The 23,176-nt window shown below is 44.2% G+C and carries 17 protein-coding genes; 11 read left to right on the forward strand and 6 right to left on the reverse strand.

Annotation, left to right across the window (positions count from 1 at the left end):
- Positions 1-87 precede the first annotated feature (87 nt).
- The 3 genes from PNC201_RS13700 to PNC201_RS13710 all read left to right on the forward strand — a co-directional run bounded on the left by PNC201_RS13700 (position 88) and on the right by PNC201_RS13710 (position 4,410).
- Positions 88-1,104 (forward strand): aspartate carbamoyltransferase, encoded by a 1,017-nt coding sequence (locus PNC201_RS13700; RefSeq protein ID WP_010606086.1) that lies wholly within the window; start codon positions 88-90, stop codon positions 1,102-1,104.
- Between the two features lie 12 nt (positions 1,105-1,116).
- On the forward strand, positions 1,117-2,397 hold the full coding sequence (gene hemL, locus PNC201_RS13705) for a glutamate-1-semialdehyde 2,1-aminomutase (RefSeq protein WP_102057375.1): 1,281 nt from the start codon (positions 1,117-1,119) through the stop codon (positions 2,395-2,397).
- A gap of 168 nt (positions 2,398-2,565) precedes the next feature.
- Complete coding sequence (locus PNC201_RS13710; protein WP_102057376.1) at positions 2,566-4,410, forward strand: methyl-accepting chemotaxis protein; 1,845 nt, start codon at positions 2,566-2,568, stop codon at positions 4,408-4,410.
- A gap of 41 nt (positions 4,411-4,451) precedes the next feature.
- Here PNC201_RS13710 and PNC201_RS13715 read toward each other — a convergent pair whose 3' ends face one another.
- From PNC201_RS13715 to PNC201_RS13735, 5 genes are all read right to left on the reverse strand, one after another.
- Entirely contained in the window at positions 4,452-7,433 is a 2,982-nt protein-coding gene (locus PNC201_RS13715) for a TonB-dependent receptor (RefSeq protein ID WP_102057377.1), read from the reverse strand.
- 129 nt (positions 7,434-7,562) lie between these two features.
- Positions 7,563-9,884, reverse strand: a complete 2,322-nt coding sequence (gene mrcB / locus PNC201_RS13720) for a penicillin-binding protein 1B (protein WP_102057378.1) — start codon at positions 9,882-9,884, stop codon at positions 7,563-7,565.
- 161 nt (positions 9,885-10,045) lie between these two features.
- Positions 10,046-11,275: an ammonium transporter gene (locus PNC201_RS13725; protein WP_010606081.1), complete on the reverse strand. Its 1,230-nt coding sequence runs from the start codon at positions 11,273-11,275 to the stop codon at positions 10,046-10,048.
- A 13-nt stretch (positions 11,276-11,288) separates the two neighbouring features.
- Positions 11,289-11,627, reverse strand: coding sequence for a P-II family nitrogen regulator (locus PNC201_RS13730; RefSeq protein ID WP_010372259.1), 339 nt, complete (start codon positions 11,625-11,627; stop codon positions 11,289-11,291).
- Positions 11,628-11,816: 189 nt separating this feature from the next.
- A complete protein-coding gene (locus PNC201_RS13735; RefSeq protein WP_010372263.1) occupies positions 11,817-13,046 on the reverse strand; it encodes a GGDEF domain-containing response regulator in 1,230 nt (409 codons plus the stop codon).
- A gap of 276 nt (positions 13,047-13,322) precedes the next feature.
- On the opposite strand from PNC201_RS13735, the gene PNC201_RS13740 reads away from it, so the two are divergent.
- From PNC201_RS13740 to serA, 5 genes are all read left to right on the forward strand, one after another.
- Positions 13,323-14,834 (forward strand): S10 family peptidase, encoded by a 1,512-nt coding sequence (locus PNC201_RS13740; protein ID WP_102057379.1) that lies wholly within the window; start codon positions 13,323-13,325, stop codon positions 14,832-14,834.
- Positions 14,835-14,973: 139 nt separating this feature from the next.
- Positions 14,974-15,507 carry a hypothetical protein gene (locus PNC201_RS13745; RefSeq protein WP_010606079.1) on the forward strand — a complete coding sequence of 178 codons (534 nt, stop codon included), beginning with the start codon at positions 14,974-14,976 and terminating at the stop codon, positions 15,505-15,507.
- Positions 15,504-16,133 (forward strand): 5-formyltetrahydrofolate cyclo-ligase, encoded by a 630-nt coding sequence (locus tag PNC201_RS13750; RefSeq protein ID WP_102057380.1) that lies wholly within the window; start codon positions 15,504-15,506, stop codon positions 16,131-16,133. The genes PNC201_RS13745 and PNC201_RS13750 overlap by 4 nt, the downstream gene beginning before the upstream one ends.
- A 104-nt stretch (positions 16,134-16,237) precedes the next feature.
- The gene (rpiA, locus tag PNC201_RS13755; RefSeq protein WP_010372275.1) at positions 16,238-16,891 is read left to right on the forward strand and encodes a ribose-5-phosphate isomerase RpiA; all 654 of its coding nucleotides are present in this window, start codon (positions 16,238-16,240) and stop codon (positions 16,889-16,891) included.
- 11 nt (positions 16,892-16,902) lie between these two features.
- Positions 16,903-18,132, forward strand: a complete 1,230-nt coding sequence (gene serA / locus PNC201_RS13760; protein ID WP_039493776.1) for a phosphoglycerate dehydrogenase — start codon at positions 16,903-16,905, stop codon at positions 18,130-18,132.
- A 63-nt stretch (positions 18,133-18,195) separates the two neighbouring features.
- Here the strand turns inward: serA and mdh are convergent, their stop codons facing one another.
- Positions 18,196-19,128 (reverse strand): malate dehydrogenase, encoded by a 933-nt coding sequence (mdh, locus tag PNC201_RS13765; RefSeq protein ID WP_095729865.1) that lies wholly within the window; start codon positions 19,126-19,128, stop codon positions 18,196-18,198.
- A gap of 241 nt (positions 19,129-19,369) precedes the next feature.
- Between mdh and argR the strand changes: the two genes are divergently transcribed.
- From argR to PNC201_RS13780, 3 genes are all read left to right on the forward strand, one after another.
- Positions 19,370-19,837, forward strand: a complete 468-nt coding sequence (gene argR, locus PNC201_RS13770) for a transcriptional regulator ArgR (protein WP_010372285.1) — start codon at positions 19,370-19,372, stop codon at positions 19,835-19,837.
- Between the two features lie 415 nt (positions 19,838-20,252).
- Positions 20,253-20,864: an OB-fold-containig protein gene (locus PNC201_RS13775; RefSeq protein WP_010606077.1), complete on the forward strand. Its 612-nt coding sequence runs from the start codon at positions 20,253-20,255 to the stop codon at positions 20,862-20,864.
- An 83-nt stretch (positions 20,865-20,947) separates the two neighbouring features.
- The gene (locus PNC201_RS13780; RefSeq protein WP_102057381.1) at positions 20,948-23,125 is read left to right on the forward strand and encodes an SPFH domain-containing protein; all 2,178 of its coding nucleotides are present in this window, start codon (positions 20,948-20,950) and stop codon (positions 23,123-23,125) included.
- Positions 23,126-23,176 lie beyond the last annotated feature (51 nt).

Genomic DNA, 23,176 nt, shown 5'->3' on the forward strand with positions numbered 1-23,176 from the left:
CCCAAGTAACCGCCCACAATCTGCGTGTTATCTGGTTGGGTAAGCGACCTGCAACCCGGTAGTCAATTTGTCTTTAGGAATCGCCAAATGTTCAGTTTCCAAGGTGAAAACATTCTTTCTGTCAATCAATTAGACAGGGATTCTATTGAACACATCTTCTCCATTGCCAAAAAAATGGAACCCTATGCTAAAAAGCAAAAACGTACCCAAGTACTCAATGGGGCGATTTTGGCAAATCTATTCTTTGAACCAAGTACGAGAACACGCGTAAGTTTCGGCACCGCATTTAACCTGCTCGGCGGCCTAGTCCGTGAAACCACAGGTATGCAAAGCTCAGCACTGACAAAAGGCGAATCTTTGTATGATACCGCCCGTGTGATTTCCGCTTATGCTGACGCGGTGGCAATGCGCCACCCAGATGCAGGTTCAGTAGCCGAGTTTGCAACCGGTTCCGATGTTCCTGTCATAAACGGGGGCGATGGCCCTAATGAGCACCCTACCCAAGCTCTGTTGGACTTACTGACAATTGACCGAGAGCTTAGCCGCTTTGGTACTGGAATTGATAACATGCACATCGCCCTAGTCGGGGATTTAAAATACGGCCGCACCGTGCATTCTTTATCAAAGTTACTTAGCCACTACAAAGATATCCACTTTACAATGGTTGCACCGGATGGCTTACAAATGCCTCAGTCAATTTTAGATGTCGTAGACAATGCCGGTCACCGTATCGAAGTCGTGTCTAAGATGGAAGGCAATTTAGCTGCCGATATCGTTTACCAGACCCGTATTCAAGAAGAGCGTTTCCCTTCCCAAGAAGAAGCAAACAAATACCGTGGTGGCTTTAGGATCAGCCAAGCGATTTATGACGCTCACTGTAAACCTAGCTCAGTATTAATGCACCCGTTACCTCGCGACAGCCGTAGCGATGCAAACGAGCTAGACAACGACCTAAATAATAACGACAACCTAGCTATCTTCCGCCAAGTTCAAAATGGTGTATTGATCCGTATGGCACTTTTTGCCCTAACGCTAGGTGTTGAAAACCAAGTGGAAAAACACGAGGTAGAAGTACCTTGGTTTAGCCGCAAACGTGAAAGCTAAAAAGGATCGACAATGACAATCAGTCAAGACTTATTCAAACGCGCCCAAGACTCAATCCCTGGAGGCGTTAACTCTCCTGTTCGCGCTTTTAATGGTGTAGGTGGTACGCCACTATTTATCACCAAAGCCGAAGGCGTTCACACCTTTGATGCCGATGGTAAACAGTACATTGATTATGTGGGTTCTTGGGGCCCGATGATCTTAGGTCATAACCATCCTGAGATTAAACAAGCAGTGCTTGAAGCGGTTGAAAATGGCCTATCGTACGGCGCGCCGACGGAAACTGAAATCCTAATGGCGGAAAAAGTAAAAGCGCTAGTACCATCTATTGAAAAAGTACGCATGGTAAGCTCTGGTACAGAAGCGACCATGAGCGCTATTCGCCTTGCTCGTGGTTACACCGGCCGCGATAAAATCTTAAAGTTTGAAGGCTGTTACCACGGTCACGCTGACTCCTTGCTTGTTAAAGCAGGTTCAGGTGCACTTACCATGGGCGTGCCTAACTCCCCTGGTATTCCTGCCGACTTTGCTAAGCATACGCTAACGGTTTCATTTAATAACCTTGATGAAGTAAAAGCGATTTTTGAGCAGTACAAAGATCAAATTGCCTGTGTGATCATCGAGCCTGTTGCTGGAAACATGAACTGCATTCCACCGGTAGAAGGCTTTTTAGAAGGCCTGCGCGAAGTATGTACTGACAATCAAAGTGTGCTTATCTTTGATGAAGTCATGACGGGTTTCCGTGTTGCTCTTGGTGGTGCTCAACAGTACTACAACATCACCCCAGACTTAACCTGTTTAGGTAAAGTGATTGGTGGCGGTATGCCAGTGGGTGCGTTTGGCGGTAAAAAAGAAATCATGGATTACATCGCCCCAGTTGGTCCTGTTTATCAAGCGGGCACGCTATCTGGTAACCCAATAGCCATGGCTGCTGGTTTAAAAGCACTAGAGCTACTTTCAAAAGAAAGGCTACACGCAGAGCTTGAAGCTAAGAGTAAAGCCCTGTGTGAAGGCTTCCAAGCGGCTGCTGATGAAGCAGGTATCGCACTTACGACTAACTACGCAGGTGGTATGTTTGGCTTCTTCTTTACTGACGCTAAGAAAGTAACCAGCTATCAACAAGCAACTGAATGTGACCTAGAGCGCTTCAAAAAGTTCTTCCATCTGATGCTAGATGAAGGCGTTTATTTGGCCCCATCTGCATTCGAAGCGGGTTTCGTGAGCACAATGCATTCTGACAAAGAAATTGCTAACACTATTAATGCTGCAAAGCGTGCATTTGCCAAGTTGTAATCACTGATTGTAACCCACATTAGTTTGTATTTAAAAAGCCCGTTCAGGGCTTTTTTTGTTTTTTCAGCTACGCTTTGAATAAGCTTTTCAAAAGCTTCGGTCTAGTTAACCAAGGCGTACTTAATTAATAACGCTGTGCTAAGTTAAAACTATCATACAGAGGAAGTGATGGCTGGATTTAATACACTAATTAATCCTGCAACCCGTTTGATGGCGCGGTTGCGATACAAAACCAAAATGGCCGTTGTATTTGGTATTTTATTACTACCGCTAAGCCTCAGCTTGTTTTTTCTAAACAGTGTACTTAACCATTCTATTTCTGTAAGTGAGATGCAAAGGCAAGGGCTCACGCTTTACCCTAGTATGTTGGAAAACATTTTAGCGGGTAAAGCTTCCGATAATTCAATTTTATTGCAACGCGCTAAGTTACCCAAAGTGAGCGCCGCAGGTGCAAGCGCCCTTGAGCAGCTCTCAATTGCCTCTCAACTTGCCGTCGATGATGATCTTGGACGCAGTTACCTGAATCGCACACTTGTTGAGTCTGCGCCAAGACTTATATCGCAAATCAATGAAATTGAAGCGCAAGCAAGCGATATCATCAGTAGAGGCAGTTTTACTCCAGATAGTTTTATTGCGCTGTCCAATTTAAACAAAGGATTGCCAGGCGTCACGACACTATTTTCAGGCAAACTTAACATTGCTATCAATGATAATCAGCAACTCAAAAAGCAGCTTAGTCAGCCCTTAGCTGAGCTTGAGTCTAGCCTCTCTGATTACCAGCAAGCGGTGAAAACAGGTTTGTTAGACCCTGATGAACTGGCACTCTCACAAGCGCAATTTAACCGTTACTACCAAAGTGCAAGTGATGCTATCAAGCAGTTTGTTAATGTTGCAACACCCACGCTTGCCGGGCTTGTCGCCGAAAAACAAAACCAGCAACGGTGGATCAGAAACACCGTTGCCATGGCTTCGCTACTCGCACTGATCATCGCTATTTATCTTATGGTTGGCTTTTACTTGTCGGTCATGGGCACCATCACGACTTTCTCACATGCCGCGCAGGCCGCCTCTCGAGGGGATTTAAGCATCAAAGCGCAGGCAACTGGCTCTGACGAGCTTAGCCAAATTATTGAACAATTTAATGCGGTACTACATGCCTTTATCTCTTTACTTGGTAGCGTTCGATTAAGTAGTGACGAGCTACAGCAAGCAACAAAAACACTCAATAAGATAAGCCAAGATACTGAGAAGGACGTCGCCCAGCAGGAGAATAAAATCCAGTCTATTCACCACTCACTCGAGAATATGGCGCAGTCCGCTCGCTCGGTTGAGGATGCCGCATTTAGCGCCACAGAGTTGGCCTCCGTAGCAGCCAAACAAGTAAAGCAAAGTAGCGTCAATACCACAGCCCTTGCAGAGCAAATGACCGAACTACAAGCTGAGTTTCAACAAAGTCGAGCGGCCTTAGATAAGCTCGCGGAAGACACGCAAAACATTAGTCAGGTGAGTTCCGCGATTAGAGAGATTGCCGAGCAAACCAATTTACTCGCGCTCAATGCCGCAATTGAGGCTGCTCGTGCAGGTGAACAAGGCCGAGGATTTGCGGTGGTAGCGGATGAAGTTAGAACGCTTGCGCAAAGAACGCAGCAACAAACAGAAGAAATACACAATATTATTCAATCTTTACAAGCTGCATCCAGAGACACGCAAGACAAAATGCGCAGCAGTGAAGACAATATGGCACAAAGTGTTATCTCCGCGAATGATACTAATGAAGTCCTACAGCACGCAGAGCAAAGTATGCGAGACATAGACGAGCAAGGAAAACTGATAAGTCAGCTGGTACAACAACAAACTCAAGCAACAGAGCAGGCTTTAAATGAATCCTCTGAGATTAACGAGCTTGCTCAACACACATTGAGCTCAGCACGAGAAACCCAAGCTAATGCGTTCTCACTTACCGATACTGCAGCCGTTATGGAGGAAAATATAACTAAGTACAAAACGGAATAAAAAAGGGAAGCTAAGCTTCCCCTATAACATGGTATTAAGTATTAAAACTTAAATGTCGCACTCAAGCGAATCTTACGAGGCTCTTGGAAGTACTTAGGTAACAGGTAGTCTGGGTTTGAAGCACCACGATACCCTTTGAAATTATCACCGTCATCAAGTACTGTTTTTCTAATTTCAGAAACTTCATTATACTTGGTCGGTTTATCGTTATTAAACACGTTGAATACGTCCGCTCTGAATGTCAGGTCGTGATCATAAACAGTCGTGTTATATTGTAAGCTCAAGTCTAGACTCCAAGTGTTAGGGGTAGTCCCTAAAGAGCCACGAGGTACAAGCTCGCCACCGCGATAAAATGACTCTGCATCATAAAAAGATGCGAATACATCTGTCGGATGGTATCCATAAGCCCCATATGGACGACCCGTCTGCCATAAGAAGTTTGAACCTAACAGAATATTTTCTGTGATTTCGTAAGCAAACTGAGCTTTGATCTGATGACGTCTGTCATTAGGCAAGTTGCCTTTTGCACCATCAGTCAAGCCTGGTTGGTCAAAGTTGGTTGTTGCACCCGCATCATCTTGCTCGTTATCTGAGCGTACGAAACCTTCATTATTACCCCAGCTATGCGCCCAAGTATACGTTAGATCTAACATCCAACCATCGCCCCAAGCTTTGCTAAGGTTGATGTCAACTGCCCCATATTGACGCTCTGACTCTGGATAACCTAGGTATGAAGCTGGAATAGTATACTCTTGGTTTGCTAGCGGTCCATCACCATCAGGGTCAGTCGCAAAGGTTACATCTGAACCAGGGTTGGTTAGCACATAGTAATGGAAACCATCACACAGGGTACAACCACTGCCAAACTCAGCTTTTAAATAGTCGTCAAAGCCTTTGTCAACCGCAATGTCCTCAAGCGAGCTACCAAGATTACGGTAAGTCCCTTTAACACCTAAGCTCCAATCATCATCAAGTATCATCTGAAAACCTAAAATAAATTCATCTTGATACATAGGATCTAGGTCTTGATTAACGGTTTCAGCGGTGTTTTTCAAAGTACCATCTGCTAGTACCAATAAGCCATCTTTCGCTTCACCTAAAATTGGCTCTTTAGAAATATCATCGGCGATACCAAGTACTTCAAATTGCTGGCGAGTATAAAGCTCATCACCTGCCATACGAACGTTTGTATTCGTTGCAACCGGTAAGAAATAGCGGCCAAAATTAGCAAATACTTTAAACTCACCTTCCCCGTATGGGTCCCAACTTAACCCAACTCGAGGAGCCCATTGGTCGCTCACATCAATAAACTTTTCACCTGCTTTATTATAGTTTTCAAATGTTTCGTTTCTTAAGCCTAAAGTAACCGTTAGATCGTCAGTGACAGTCCACGTATCAGTAATATAATAGGCTGAACTCTTGGTTTCAAAATCACCGATATTGCGGTATATCTCTTTACGTACTGACGTACACGATGAAGGGTCTCCTGCACGTACAGCGTCAATATCCGCACAGTCTTCGTAACGATATGAAGCACCGCCAGCACGCTGTGTCTGGTTAACCGCCTCTAACTCTTCTCTATCAATACCAAAACGTAGAGTATGATTATCCGTCACATACCAATCAAAATCTAAGCGGTAAGCTGTTCGTTTATCTTCTTCCAAGCTAGGTGTACTTAGTGCCCAATCACCCAGATCGGTACTAGAGAAGCGCTCGTATACACGTGGATACTCACCAAAAGGTGAACTACCTGCGTTAACGTTACTGTAGTTTGCTTCATTTACACCATACATTGCACTCATTGTGAAAGTATCAGTCAAAATACCTGTATATTTGAATGAGTAAGTTTTACCACCACGCTTTTCAGTGTAGTCTCCTCGGCGAGAAGTCGTTTTGTGCGCTTTTGAATCCCAGTTATATTTCACACTATCAAGATCACTTGAGCTATCCCACCCAGTAAACTCAATAATGTGATCATCTGTAATGTAATAATCTAATTTAAGAGCAAGGAACAAATCGCCTGATTCACGAACGTATTTTGTGGACTCCTCTGCGTAATCAGAATCACGTTCGTTATAATTTGCAAGGCCAAAGAAGAAAAGCTTATCTTCTATCAACGCACCACCAGCGTACAGTGTATATTCGTTTTTACCTACTTTTCGTTCTTCTTGGTCACGGTGATAGATGTCCGTACCATAAAGTGCTTCACCTTCCGCCGAACGATAAGCCTGAGGACTAGTCTCGCGCAGTGAGCTTGGCTCTAAAACTACCCCGCCACCGTATTCAAAAGTATTGCTACCGCGACGTGTTGTGGCATTAATTACACCACCCGTTGAGCGACCAAACTCGGCAGAGTAACCACCTGTTTTCACCTCAAAGCTATCGTAAAAGTCAAACGGAACATCTGCACCACCTAGACCATTACGGAAGTTTGTGACATTCATACCGTTAACATAGTAGCTGTTTTCACCTACTGATGACCCACCAAACGAAGCGATATTACCGAATGATTCATCACCTTTTGTCGTGCCTGGCGCTAACATTGCAACTGAGGCAATATCTCGCGAAACAGGAACTCGAGCAAGGAACTCTTGGTCGACAATAGTCACCGCTTCACTGGATGCCACATCTATCGAACTAATGCGAGATCCTACAACTTCAATCACTTCAGTACCATTGCTAGAAGTAACAGAGAGTGGAATATTTGTACGTGTACCCACTCTAACATTTACATCTGTTTGCTGGTGTAATATTTGGCCATTCTTTTTAACGGTCACATCATAGGTACCCGCTGGCAACAACGGGAATCGGTAACTACCGTTATTACCTGTAGTAACTACACGCTGCAGTCCAGTATCTTTATTAAGTATCTCAATAGTAACGCCTGATACTGATTCTCCCGCAGTGTTCTCTACAACACCGTATAGAAACCCTGAAGATGTGGCATCGGCTGCGATCGCGGTACCTGAAACCAAGGCACCAACTACAGCCAAAGAAAGGATATTTCTTTGAAATGTCTTCATTATTATATTTCCTTTGAACATTGTAATTGTTATATGTTCAGTTTCTGTTCCCTGAACGGAAATATACTATGATAAACAAGAGAATAATTAAAGATTAGTTTACAAAAATACTTTCAAGTTCCTAAATTACTAACAATCTGGTCTGGGTTCAAACATACTCTCTCTAATAGGTAGCTGTAATACAGGACCACAACTCGGAGGCGACTGCTTACCCGTTTTCGGATTGATAAAGGCCCAGCGAATGGACTTTGGACGCTCATCAACAATCGCTTGTGGATTCAGCGGCTTGAGATACCGAATATAAAGTTCAAGCGCTCCTTGACTGCCCGTTAATCCCGTTGGCTTATTATCATCACGGCCAATCCAAGCCACGGTGACCGTATTTTGGTCAAAACCTGCAAACCAGCTATCTCTTAAATCATTACTAGTCCCCGTTTTCCCTGCAAGTTGAATTGAGGGGAAGTGAAGGTTAAGACGTTTAGCAGTGCCTTTTTTAGTTACACGCTTCATACCGTATTTCGTCATGTATACCGCATCGCTGTCTAGCGTTTGGCTTTTTTGTACTGGATGTTCGTATACCAGCTTACCCAGTGAATCGGTGATCGCCATGACACTAGTCAACTCGCTCTGCTTACCATCTGCAGCAAGTGTGGTGTACGCCTGTGCAACATCAAAACTGGATAACTCTAACGCGCCCAACAATAAAGAAGGATAAAGTGGAATCGACTTAGAAACACCAAGGTCATTCAAAGTTTGCGCGACTCGATTCACACCCACATCCAAGCCAAGGTTTACTGCTGGAATATTGATACTATTGCTGAACGCTTCAAACATTGGTACTTGGCCTCTGAATTTATGATCAAAGTTCTCTGGAGACCAAACTTTACCTGAACCGTCAGTCACTTCGAGTGGACTGTCATCAAGTAGCATACCCAAATGGTAGTTTGGATTCGACAAAGCGCTCAAATAAATAGCGGGTTTAACCAGTGAACCTATATTGCGCTCGGTGTCTAATACCCGATTAAAACCTGAAAACTTCAACTGGCGACCAGCAACTAACGCCGATACGCCCGCTTTTTCAACATTAACTGACAGCATCGCGGTTTCTAACTCTTCCGTTTTGAAACGGCGTTCTAAGTAAGGTAAGCCTTTTTTAACAGCATCTTCCATCGCCGTTTGCTTTTGTAAATCGAGATAGGTAAAAATCCGAATTCCAGAGTCGACAATGTCATCATCAGGCACCAGTTTCTTTAACTCGCGATTCACCAACTCCAAATATCCAGGATAAGACTGCATACGGCTCGCTTTTAAAGGCTGTACATCAATCGGCCTAGAGAGCGCCGCGCGATACTCAGGGGTTGTGATGAGGCCATTTTCCACCATCAACCTTAAGACTAAATCGCGCCTTTCCATTACCCGCTCAGGATATCGTCTTGGGTTATAAAAAGACGGTCCTTTAACCATTGCAACTAACATAGCGACTTGGTCAAACTCAAGCTCGTCCACTGGTTTACCAAAATAAAAATCGGCCGCAAGCCCCATACCATGAACGCCTTGATTATAGGCTTGTCCCAAAAACACTTCGTTTAAATAGGCTTCAAGGATTTCATCTTTGCTGTAACGGAAATCTAAAATCAATGCGATGAATGCTTCATTCACCTTGCGGATTAAGGTGCGATCTCTGGTGAGATAAAAGTTCTTTGCGAGCTGTTGCGTAAGCGTACTGCCACCTTGCACAGTTCGCCCCGCTTTGATGTTGGCATACAGCGCACGCAAAATAGACAGCGCAGAAACACCATGATGTTCGTAAAAGTCTCGATCTTCTACCACCAGCAGTGTTTCTTTTAAAATATTAGGGAATTTATCGAACGGAACAAACTCTCTGTCTTGGCGCGATTCATTGCCGATCCGAGCAATCTGCACCGGCTCTAAGCGAGCGCCGGCTAAGCGCCGACCTTGATTATCAACAATATTGGCAAGCTTTTTACCAGCAAAATTAAGCGTAAAAATACGCGCCACTTCTGGGCCATCGTAGAATTCGAACGCGCGACGATGGATGGTGATTGTGCGACCTTGAACGATATATTGACCGGTACGGCTGATACGATTTACACGAGAATAGTTAAGCCGCTTCAGCTCCCACAGCACTTCATCCTCATTAAGGAATTGATCGGGGAAAAACTGCATCGATCTGGCATAAACCTGAACGGGAAGTTCCCACTTATTGCCCTCAAACTGCCGGCTTATTTTGGCGTCTAAGTAGATGATATAAATTGCAACAAGGAATATCGCCGCAATAGTCCCTTTCCAAAAGAAAGACCACAACGTGCTCAGTACACGGCTTTTAACTCTTTGCATCTTAGAACCGTTTTGCTGGGTATTGTTTTTACGCGAAGTGTTCGCTTTGACGTTTGATTTGTTGGCAGGTTTTCGTTTCTTTTTATCCGTCATGACCCAAGTAAAACTAAAAAATGAATCGCAAGATGGTAGGGTAACCTAAATTAACAACTGCTGAAAGTAGAATAATATATATAAAGAAAAGTGAGCCCTGTTGGACTCACTTTGTTTAGACAACGAGAACTTTACAATATTGACTGAGAGCCAAATTGGTATTATTGTCCGCGAACTGTCACGAACTCGGGATAGGCATCTACGCCGCAATCATGTTGATCCATACCGCTTAGTTCTTCTTCTTCGCCAACGCGGATCCCCATGCTCGCTTTCAATACACTCCAGACAATATAAGAAGCAATGAAAACAAAACCTAAAATAGTGATAAGTCCCACAGCCTGACCTTGGAAAGTAGCGTCTGAGTTTGAAAATGGCACCATCATCACACCTAGCGCACCACATATACCGTGAACAGAGATAGCACCGACAGGATCATCAATTTTTGCCTTATCTAGTGCAACGATACTAAACACCACCAATGCACCGCCTATGGCACCGAGAATAAGCGCTAATACAGGTGTTGGAGAGGCAGGCTCAGCGGTAATAGTCACCAGACCTGCTAGCGCACCATTAAGTACCATAGTTAAATCCGCCTTGCCCCACATTAATTTACACACCAACAGTGCAGCAACCGCACCTGCCGCCGCCGCCGCATTGGTATTTAGCATGATTTGGCTGACCGCGATGGCATTTTCTTTGTCGGCAAGGAACAGTTGAGAGCCACCGTTAAAGCCAAACCATCCCATCCACAAAATAAAGGTGCCTAGTGTAGCCAGTGGCATGTTGGAACCAGGAATTGGGTAAATCTCACCATTTTTGCCATATTTTCCTTTGCGCGCACCAAGTAACAGAACACCCGCTAGTGCCGCAGCAGCACCGGCACCATGCACAATGGCTGAACCGGCAAAGTCAACAAAGCCAAGCTCAGATAAGAAACCACCGCCCCACGTCCAATAGCCTTCTAACGGGTAGATAAAACCAGTTAACACCACACAAAATGCTAAAAACGCCCACAATTTCATACGCTCGGCAACAGCGCCAGAGACAATTGACATAGCCGTTGCAACAAATACCACTTGGAAGAAAAAGTCGGATTGCAGTGCATGGTCGGCATCATCAGCAGCACTGCCAATGAGCGCACCAAGACTTGGTAAAACCCCACCTTCGGCATTATCGACATACATGATGTTGTAACCAATAAGCAGATACATAGTACAAGCAATGGCGTACAGTGCGACGTTCTTGGTAAGGATTTCAGTGGTATTTTTTGAGCGTACTAATCCCGCTTCAAGCATAGCGAATCCGGCAGCCATCCACATAACTAAAACACCAGAGATCAAAAAGTAAAAGGTATTTAATGAAAATTTTAGTTCTATTATTGTATTTTCCATTGCTTGGCTCCCCTTAAATGGCTTCTTCATCAAGTTCGCCGGTACGGATCCGAACAACTTGATCTAAGTCGTAAACAAAGATTTTTCCGTCACCAATTTTTCCAGTGAACGCAGCCTTTGTAACCGTTTCCACAACACGCTCGGCGTTTTCGCTTAACGTCGCAATTTCTATTTTTATTTTTGGAATGAAATCGACTTGATATTCTGCACCGCGATACAGTTCGGTATGACCGCGCTGACGTCCAAACCCTTTAACGTCAACAACCGTCATACCTTCAATCCCTAGATCGGCTAACGCTTCACGTACCTCATCAAGCTTAAATGGTTTTATTATTGCACTTATCATTTTCATGCTGAGTCCCCTTAGGACAGTTGATCCTGTTGTATGCAGTAATCCAACCTTTATGCCAAATTTTTTATTCCTTAATTAACAATGAATTAAAGTGGGAGGTGGAATTTCACGCATAAAAAATGCACCATCTAGGTGCATTGATATTAAGTCTGAACTGAGTTGGTGCATAAACACCCAAATAACGAAAAGCTAATGCGCGATAACGCAATTTCGTTGTTTGTCCTTCGCTTTGTAGAGCGCCTTATCTGCCTTGCGCATTACTTCGCTTAAACTCTTTGATTGGCAAGCCGCGAGGCCAATACTGATGGTGCAATAATGCTTACCCTCAGGAATTTTGAATGCTTGCTGTGCAAGGCGCTCTCTAAAGTCTTCTAGCATGTGCTTTGCCATCTTCATATCTGAGCTTGGAATAAGCAAAGCAAACTCTTCCCCACCAATACGTGCGACAATGTAGTGACCAAATGCACTACGCAGTAAATCAGCAACTTGTTTAAGTACATCATCACCGCTTTCATGACCATATTGATCATTAATAGACTTAAAGTGATCGAGGTCTAACAATGCCAATATATGCTGGCTCGGTTTGTTCTTGATTAAACGCTCTGCTTGCTGACAAAAATAGCGGCGGTTATAAAGCCCTGTTAAATAGTCTCGATGCGCATATTCTTTGATTTCTGCGATCAAATTGAGCTGTTCCATCGTCTGCATGATACGACAATGAAACTCTTCACTCATAAAAGGTTTTGCCAAAAAGTCATTGGCGCCGTATTTGATAAACTTTGCTGACAAGCCATGACTTCCTGCGCCAGACAGACCAATAATCGCCAACTCATCTCGTCCACGACTATTACGAACGGATTTTACCAACTCAAAGCCATCCATCGTCGGCATCGCAAAGTCCGTCAGCAGTAGCTTAATTTCATGGTCAGATAGCAACATCTCCAATGCCTGTTCGCCATCTTGCGCCTCAAGCACTGTAAATAATTGCTTTTCAAGCATCTGCTTCATTACCGCTCGACTGATCACAGAATCATCGGCGATCAGCGCCTTGCAACCTTGGTTTCTCAATAGTCTAGATGCTAACTTGACCGCGTATAGGTATGAATCGCGGTTATCTTTAATCACATAATCCACCACACCCATTTCAAGCATTTGCTGGCGGCTATATTCATCTATTTTTGAGGTCAACACCACGGTGGGTATTTTGTGGCTAAGCGTGAGCTGCACGACCTCTGCGTCCATCGCATCGGGCAGCGTTAAATCTACCAGCGCCAATGTATATTGGTGCTGTGCTAAGAAGTCCTTACTTTCCTTGAGGGACCAAGCAAAATCGATTTCGACATCTAGATGCTGAGCAGCAAGGTGTCGCAATACCTGTTGTACGACTTTACTGTCTTCAACAATTAAAATTCTTTGCATGGATTGAGATCTCTTAAGTACAACGAGAAGCGCAGTGAAACAAGAATTTAACGAGGCTAAATACTTTATTACTACATAATTAAGTATTAAATATACGCGAATCTTGCACTAAAAAAAACCAAATCGGCTCAAATTCGTTACTTTTCGATAAACGAGGTTACAACAGCCTATTTTTCAAACCTGCCGTTTTTTTTGTTGAGTTTGTCTCAACGGCTTTGAATTTCAGATGAAATACTTCTTTAATGCAGACATACCTAATGCAATACCGAGGAAGCAATGAAAAAACTACTACCACTATTGCTCGTGAGTTGTGCCCTACTCTCAGCACCAAGCATAGCTGAAGAGCACAACCGCGCAATTGAGATAGATCATAAAATAACAACTGAGCATAGAGCCGAAATAAAAGGTGAACGTATTAACTACACCGCGACAACAGGCACGCAGCCGGTGTGGAATGAAAACGGCGACGCAGTTGCAACGTTGCATTACACCTACTACAAGCGCACAAAAATCAAAGATATGAGCAAACGTCCGCTGCTGATCTCATTTAACGGTGGTCCGGGCTCTGCTTCCGTGTGGATGCACATTGCCTATACTGGCCCAAGAGTATTAAAAATTGATGACGAAGGATATCCACTGCAACCTTACGGCTTGAAAGACAACCCATATTCAGTGCTAGATGTTGCCGATATTGTTTATGTAAACCCAGTCAACACAGGTTATTCTCGCGTACTCAAAAATGCTGAAGGTAAATATCCGAGTAAAGCCGAACAAACAAAGATGTTTTTTGGCGTCAACGCGGACGTGAAGTACTTAGCCGAATGGCTCAATACATTTATTCATCGCAATGAGCGTATGCTTTCTCCTAAGTACCTGATTGGTGAGAGCTACGGCACGACTCGAGTGTCAGGTCTTGCGCACGCGATGCAAAACAATCAGTGGCTTTATCTCAATGGCGTGGTGTTGGTATCTCCTACAGAAATCGGCATTAAACGAGAAGGTCCGGTTGAAGTGGCAAACCGTTTACCGTATTACGCTGCCGCCGCTTGGTACCACAAAGCGCTGTCTTCTGAATTGCAAAATAAAGATTTACTCGAAGTACTTGCAGAGGTTGAACAATATACGGTTGATCAGTATCTTCCCGCACTCGCCAAAGGCGCATTTATCAGTGCCCAAGAAAAGCAAAGTGTGACACAGGCCGTTGCTAAATATAGTGGCTTAAGCGAGCGCTTTGTAGCTCAAAACAACCTAGATATTCCTACTGCGGCATTTTGGAAAGAGCTATTGCGTGAGCGTGGCTATACCCTAGGTCGGTTGGACTCACGCTATCTTGGTATTGATAAAAGAGACGCTGGTTCTCGCCCTGATTATTGGCCTGAGCTGACCTCTTGGTTGCACTCATTTACGCCAGCGATTAATCATTACTTCGCTACAGAACTCAACTATAAAACCGATGTAAAATATAATATGTTTGGTTCAGTTCACCCTTGGGATAGCAGCGATAATAATGTCGGTGAACAATTACGATTAGCGATGGCACAAAACCCTTACCTAAACGTGATGATCCAGTCTGGCTACTACGATGGCGCAACGAATTACTTTGATGCCAAGTACAATATGTGGCAACTCGATCCGAGCGGAAAAATGCGTGATCGCTTAAGCTTTAAAGGTTACCGCTCCGGGCACATGATGTACCTGCGTCATGAAGATTTACAAAAATCGAACGAAGATCTCCGCGAGTTTATCTTAAAAACAACACCCAAGGCGGATCAGTCAGCGCTTTACTAAATTCCCAACCCATTGTGGCCGCGCAAGCGGTCACTTATCTTAATGCTTACCAGGTTGCAAAAATTTCCTTTTATCCTTCTACAGTTACCTATAATCTAGATATACTCAATACTATCTCTCTACAACTTAGGCACGCACCATGAACGAGCAGTTTAAAGTCGTCTTCGTTGGCATGGCCGACGGTAAGGATCAACAAAGCGCCGCTATCGCGATGGCAGACAGGTTGAAAACCTCACCCTCAAAGATCCAGCAATTTTACGCTGGCAAAAACTTGTTTGCTCCTGCAGATAAAGCCAAAGCGCTAAAACAGGTAAAATTACTTGCAAGCGCGGGGATCAACGCCAAGCTACAAAGCCAAACAGCCGCTACCCCAACTAACGCAGATCAAGAGCGCGTATTTGAAGCGCTGGATTACATCACAAGCAGTCTAATACGTATCGAAGAGCGATTAGAAGAACTTGAGCAACGCGTAGCACCAACCGCTCATACTGAAATTGAAGATACAACAGACGAAGAGTGGGAGACGAAGGAGCTATTCGATGAGCTGGACTTTGAGCCTAGCCCTCCGGCTAAATCTAAAACTTGGCTATATTATCTGCTCGCTGTATTAATTATTTTATTTATTCTGCTTGGTGTAAGTTTGTTTTTCCCTGAGTGGCTCGCGTTAGAATGAATAAAACTAATAACAACATAAATAAATCTCAAGTTACTCGTGCTGATTTGAGAAAAATGATTAGAAACGCAAGAAACTCGCTATCAGCAGAGCAACAGAAGACAGCCGCGGCACATCTCAACATTAATTTTTTTCAACAAATAAACCTCCCAAAAAATGCCAATATAGGGGTCTATATTCAAAACGATGGCGAACTAGATACATCCCTTTTAATTCAATCGCTTTGGGATAAAAATCATCAGGTTTTCTTACCCGTAATCCATCCCTTCAACCCTGCAAATTTACTCTTCCAGAAGTATGAAAAAAACTCACCCATGAAGGCAAATCGCTATGCTATCTTGGAACCTAAGTTAGATTGTTCAGCTGTGGCACCGCTTGCATCACTGGATTTACTTTTGATGCCTCTGGTTGCTTTTGATGAGCAAGGTAATCGCCTCGGTATGGGCGGTGGGTACTACGATAGAACTTTAGCGTTACACTACGCTGAGCAGCGAGCTAAACCAGCACTTGTTGGCCTTGCTCATGATTGCCAGCAAGTTCCGAGCTTACCAACAGCAGCTTGGGATGTACCGCTCCCAACTATCCTCACTCCGACCAAACTGTACACTTGGCCAAAAAATAATTGAGCAGGCAAATAGTTAAGCGCATTTTGAGGCACTTTTGACCATGACGCTGACACTTTGATTGAGTTATACTCCATACAACTTCAATGACAACTAAGTGTAGCGTTATGACTCAAGATGAAATGAAAAAAGCCGCAGCATGGGCAGCTTTGAACTATGTAGAAGAAAACACCATTGTTGGGGTTGGTACAGGCTCAACGGTAAACCACTTTATTGATGCGCTTGGCAGTATCAAGGATCAAATCAAAGGGGCAGTATCAAGCTCTGAAGCTTCAACAGAGAAGCTAAAAGCACTTGGTATTGAAGTTTTCGAGCTAAACGATGTGTCAGAGCTTGCGGTATATGTTGATGGCGCAGATGAAATCAACAGCACCAATGAAATGATAAAAGGCGGTGGCGCAGCACTGACACGCGAGAAAATCGTTGCAGCCGTTGCCAAGAAATTTGTTTGTATCGTTGATAATACAAAGCATGTTGAGACGCTAGGCGCATTTCCACTACCTGTTGAAGTGATCCCAATGGCGCGTAGCTACGTGGCAAGAGAGTTACTAAAACTAGGTGGCGATCCAGTTTACCGCCAAGGCGTTATCACTGATAACGGCAATGTCATTCTTGATGTGCATGGCCTAGAAATTAGCGCAGCAAAAGCGCTTGAAGAAAAAATTAACCAGATTGTTGGCGTCGTGACTAATGGCTTATTTGCCGCGCGTGGCGCTGACGTTGTAATAACAGGCACTCCAGAAGGGCCTAAAATCAACTAGTGAGATTACAGATGAGCAAGGTTTCGTTATCAAAGGATAAAATTCGAATTTTGTTGTTAGAAGGCGTGCACCAAAGCGCCGTTGAGACACTAAAGCGCAACGGTTATAGCAACATAGACTACGTTAAAACATCCTTACCGGAGCCTGAGCTGATCGAGCGGATCAAAGATGCTCACTTTGTCGGGATCCGCTCACGTACCCACCTTACGGAAGCAGTATTAGAACAGGCTGAAAAGCTGGTCGCTGTTGGCTGTTTCTGCATCGGCACCAACCAAGTGGATTTGGATGCCGCTAAAAAACGTGGTATCGCCGTATTCAACGCACCATTTTCTAACACCCGCTCTGTGGCTGAGCTCGTACTAGGTGAAATTCTCTTGTTATTGCGCCGTGTTCCTGAGCGTAACGCAAAGGCGCATCGCGGTGAGTGGGATAAATCTGCCGACGGTTCATACGAAGCTCGTGGTAAAACGCTAGGTATTATTGGTTATGGTCACATTGGCACCCAGCTTGGCATTATGGCTGAGAATATCGGGATGAACGTCGAGTTTTATGACATCGAAGATAAGCTCACGCTCGGCAACGCAACGCAGTTACACACGCTTACGCAATTGTTACAAAGAGCGGACGTGGTCAGTTTGCATGTACCGGAGACATCACAGACCAAAAACCTTATCGGCATGGCTGAAATTGAAGTGATGAAGCAAGGCGCAATCCTAATTAACGCATCACGTGGAACGGTTGTTGATATCGACGCCTTAGCTGAAGCATTGGCGGCCAAGAAGCTTTCCGGCGCTGCTATTGATGTATTCCCCGTTGAGCCAAAATCTAATCATGAAGAATTCGTCTCACCACTACGCGAGTTTGACAATGTACTGCTAACCCCACACGTTGGTGGTTCTACCCAAGAAGCACAAGAAAACATCGGTGTAGAAGTCGCGGGTAAGTTGGCGAAATATTCAGATAACGGTTCAACAGTCACGGCAGTTAACTTCCCTGAGGTTTCTTTACCTGAATTATCAAACCGAAGTCGTTTATTACACGTACACGTAAACCGCCCAGGCGTACTAACACAAATCAACCAAGCGTTCGCTCAGCACGGTATCAATATTGCGGCGCAATACCTACAAACGGATGAATCTATTGGTTACGTGGTTATCGACGTCGATAGCGACCACTCTGAAGTGGCGTTGAAAGAGTTAAGTGCAGTTGAAGGAACTATCAGAGCACGTATTCTTCACTAAGAATAATCACACATAAAAAAACCAGTCACTGTGAAGCGACTGGTTTTTTTGTATCAATCTGGCTTACGCCATGAAATCAACACCTTCTTTGATGTCTTTTTCAAGTGTCGCTAGCATGTCGTCTTTTGCTTTTTGCTCAAACGCGCTTAGCTCACCGTAAGGAAGTAACTGCTCTACACCGTTTTTACCAAGGATAACTGGCTGTGCAAAGAATGTTGCATCGCCTGTGTTACCTTCAACGTATGCGTACTCAAGTACTTCTTCACCTTGTAGACCTTTCACTAGTGAGAAGCAGAAACGTGCTGCTGCTGCTCCCATTGAAAGTGTAGCTGAACCGCCACCCGCTTTAGCTTCAACCACTTCAGTACCCGCGTTTTGGATACGAGTTGTTAGTGCAGCAACTTCTTCGTCAGTGAACTCAACACCTTCAACTTGAGAAAGTAGAGGTAGAATTGTAGTACCTGAGTGACCACCAATTACTGGGATCTTAACTTCAGCAACGTCTAGACCTTTAAGCTCTGCGATGAAGGTTTCAGCGCGGATAACGTCAAGGGTTGTTACACCGAATACGCGAGCTGGATCATAAGTACCTGCTTTTTTGAACACTTCAGCAACGATTGGTACCGTCCCATTTACTGGGTTTGTGATGATACCAACAAGTGCTTTAGGGCAGCTTCTAACGATACCTTCAGCAAGTGTCTTGATGATACCTGCGTTAACGTTGAAAAGGTCAGCACGGTCCATACCAGGCTTACGAGGCATACCAGCAGGGATAAGCACTACGTCAGCACCTGCAAGAGCCGGGTCTAGGTCGTCTTTACCATAACCCGCTACTTTTACCGCAGTTGGGATGTGAGATAAGTCAACTGCAACACCAGGTACAACAGGTGCAACGTCATAAAGCGCTAACTCCGAGCCAGCTGGAAGACCATTTTTAAGCAATAAAGATAGAGCTTGACCGATACCGCCAGCGGCACCTAATACAGCAACTTTCATTTGAATTCTCCATAATTTGAAGGTGGAATTGAGTGTGCAGTAAAGATAATGAAAAGCGCTGTTAAACACAAATTAATCACGGTTATTTTCGAGATTTTTTGACTAATGTCTTAAATAAAAGTGTAAAGATCGCGACACTTTGTCCACTTATGCTTTACGACTGCCATTTTGGTCGCGCAAATTTGGGAATCTCGGTGGTTTTGTGTAGAATTTAAAGATTAGCCGTAAAAGAAGACAGACTATGCAGCCGCAAGAAAAACAAGAAGCACTGATCAAAGCATTTAAAGCCATTTTAAAAGAAGAAAACTTTGGCTCTCAAGGTGAAATTGTTGATGCTCTAAAACAACAAGGTTTTGACAACGTCAGTCAGAGTAAAGTATCGCGCATGCTGAGCAAGTTTGGTGCTGTACGTACACGTAATGCTAAGCAAGAAATGGTTTACTGTTTACCCGCAGAAATGAGCGTTCCAACAGCAAAAAGCCCTTTGCGTCAGTTAGTCGTTGATATTATGCACAACGAAATGATGATTATTATTCGAACCAGTCCTGGTGCTGCACAATTAATTGCAAGACTACTTGACTCATTAGGCACCGCAGATGGTGTATTAGGTACCATTGCTGGCGATGACACGATTTTTATTGCGCCTGCCAAAGTATCTGAAATCGACGTTACTCTAGATAAAGTAAAAACGCTGTTCGATAACGTTTAGTCTATTATTTTTATCGGTGCTAACTCACAAGTTAGCACTTACTCTGGTACTTTCCTCCCAACAAACACGCTTTCCCACTATCACAATAAACAGAATAAACTGCTTATCTTTACAGCAAAAAAATGTTTGACATAATATGTCCTTGTGTGGCAACTTTAGAAACGCAAGGTGAGATTTTTCTCACTACGCATGGATAGTTTTTAAGCAGATTGACTAGCTTCTCGGACTTGTTTCCTGCGATGTCTATAACCCATCGGACACGCACGCTATTCTTTTCACTCATTCATCTCACTATCCTATGATGCGGAACTCACCGCTTTGATAGGCCCAAAAAGCGCCTGATGACGTTGAGTGGGCCAGTTTACTTGCTTACTTAACCACTTAAAAAGGAAAAGCAAGGAGTCAAGGAGCAACAATGGAATTTTTAAATACTGTATTTACGTTTCCCACTGTTATTTTTTCAACACTATTACTCATAGTGCTATTGTTCTGGTTAATTGCTTTACTCGGTTTTGCTGATATCGATATCTTAGAAGGCGATGTTGATATTGAAGCCGAAGGCGCAAGTTCTGGTTCTTTTTGGGAGGTTGCTTTTGGTGGCGTCCCAGTGAGTATTTCACTGAGCCTAATCATCGCGCTGGGCTGGATTGTCAGTATTTATGTACAACAATTTTTTGCTTACCTACTGGGTAATGGCATTTTTTACTACCTGGTGGGAACGGCATTTATGCTCGTCAGCCTCATTGTTGCACTACCACTAACCGCCGTGATTGTACGGCCATTACGGCGCTTTTTCGAAAGCCAAGAAACCACATCGAAGCAAGCGCTGGTTGGGCTCGAATGCGTCATTGCAACATCAAGAGTCAGTAACACTTTTGGCCAAGCCCGAGTATATATTCAAGGAACGGATCAACTCATTGAAGTACGCTCGGATGAAGATAACACCTTCACACTAGGAGACAGTGCCTTACTTATCGAACACGACCCCCTTACACATAGCTACACTATTGTGGCTAAACCTTGGTAATAATACAGAAAATAACGGAATTTAGGAACGAGTTGATACAGCTAATACCAACTCAAACAACATAGCGCAACGCAGGAAAAAACATGGAATTTCTAAACAACCTCGGACCAGTGCTCACAATCGTGGGTATATCCATCGTCATTATTTTTGCCATTCTACTTCTGATTGGAAAGTTCTACCGCAAGGTTGAACAAGGTCAGGCACTGATCATCAACAAGATGAAAAACGAACCTGATGTTACGACAACGGGCGGCATCGTACTACCTGTGATCCATAAAATGGAAGTCATGGATATTTCAACTAATCGCATGGTATTAGAGCGTCGTGAAAACAGCGGCCTGATCTGTAAAGATAATATCCGTGCTGACATCGCCATTACTTTTTACATTCGCGTAAACGAAAACAAAGAAGATATCCTACGTGTTGCGAAACAAGTTGGCTGTGCCCGCGCATCTGCACCAGAAACCTTACAAGCATTATTTGAGGCAAAATTCTCCGAAGCCTTGAAAACCGTTGGTAAGCGCATGAATTTTGAGGAGCTATTTACACATCGTAATGAGTTCCGAGATTCTATTAAAGAAGTGATTGGACAAGATTTATCTGGCTATACGTTAGAGGATGTGGCGATTGATTATCTTGAACAAACCTCTATCGAAAAGTTAGATCCAAATAACATTCTTGACGCTGAAGGTATTCGCCGTATTACCGAAAAAACCTCGCGCCAAAACGTGGAAACTAACCAACTTAAATGCGATGAAAAAGCGCAAATCGACAACCAAAACCAAGCAGCCTTTGAAAAAGCCGCAGAAGTCGAGCGTCAACGAGAAGATGCCAGCGCGAGACAGCGCCGTGAAATCGAATCAGTGCGCGCTCGTGAAGCCGCTGAAGCTGAACGTGTTAAGCATGAAGAGCGCTTAAAAGCCGAAGAAGCACGCCTCAAAGCAGACGAAGCAATTGCAATTGCAGAACACAACAAACAACGCGAAATCGATGTTGCAGAGCAAAATCGCCTTCGCTTACTCGGCATAGAAGAAGAAAAAGTCACGCGTTCTCGCCAAATTGAAATTATCGAACGCGAACGCGAAACCGAAATTTTACGTATCCAAAAAGCCAAAGCACTGGAAGTCGAGCAAAAAGAAATCGCCGATGTTCAGCGTGAACGGGTTGCCGTAGAGAAAACCGTTGCCGAGGAACAAGAGCGCATCAAAGACGTGCAATGTATTGCTGAAGCCGAGCGTGAGAAGCAAGCGAAAATTATTCTTGCTCAAGCTGAGGCCGAAGAAGCGTTGGTTAAAGATATTGAAGCGGCTAAAGCTAAAGAGCAAGCTGCCGAATTTAAAGCCCGTGAAATGGAAAAAATGGCCGCAGCAGAACTACGTATTGCGAACCAAACCGCAGAGTCGAAGAAGATTCTTGCCGAAGCTGCCCAAGTTGAAGCGGCTGCGCCTGGTCTTGCAGAAGCAGATATCATCAAGGCAAAAGCAACTGCTAGTGCGATACAAGGCGAAACAGACGCTAAAGTGCTACAGCAAAAACTAGAAGCCGAAGCACAAGGCAAACGTGATATTGGCCGCGCCGAAGCCGAAGTACAAGCTGCAATGGCAGAGGCAACCAAGAAGCAAAGTGAAGCCGAGGCACAAGGCAAACGTGAAATTGGTTTAGCAGAAGCTGAGGTTCAATCAGCAATGGCTGAAGCAATTGAAAAACAAGGTGAAGCAGAAGCTATCAACCTTGAGCGTAAGATGTCAGCAGAAGCCAAAGGTCTTACAGAGAAGCTGGAAGCACTTAATAAGATGGATAAAGACGCCCGTGAATACGAAGGCTTTACACTACAGCTAAATCAACAGAAAGAGCTGACGCTTGCGAGTATCGAGGCAAACAAACAAGTTTCTGCAAGTCAGGCTGAAGTATTAGGTAAAGCACTAAGCGGTGCTGATATCAACTTTATGGGCGGCGACGGCCAGTTCTTTAACCAGTTTATGAATGCCATCACAGTGGGCAAGTCAATTGACGGCTTAGTCGGCGAAAGTAAGACGGTACAAACCGTATTTAAAGATCACCTAAACGGTGAGCGTAATTTGATGGACGACCTAAAAGGGGTGTTGGCTGGTGCTAATGCGTCGTCGGAAACGCTAAAAAACATCAACATGAGTAAGTTCTTCCAACAACTAAGCAATAGCTCAGATGCGGACAAACAGCAGCTACTCAAGTTACTTGGCGGCTCGTTAAATGGCAGTAAACAAAGCGAACCACTAGAGTAATTAACCCTGAGGAGTCAATCTGCTTGGCTCCTCTCCCCCATTTGCGACAGC

The organism is Pseudoalteromonas sp. NC201 (assembly GCF_002850255.1).
In the GTDB taxonomy this organism is placed as follows: domain Bacteria; phylum Pseudomonadota; class Gammaproteobacteria; order Enterobacterales; family Alteromonadaceae; genus Pseudoalteromonas.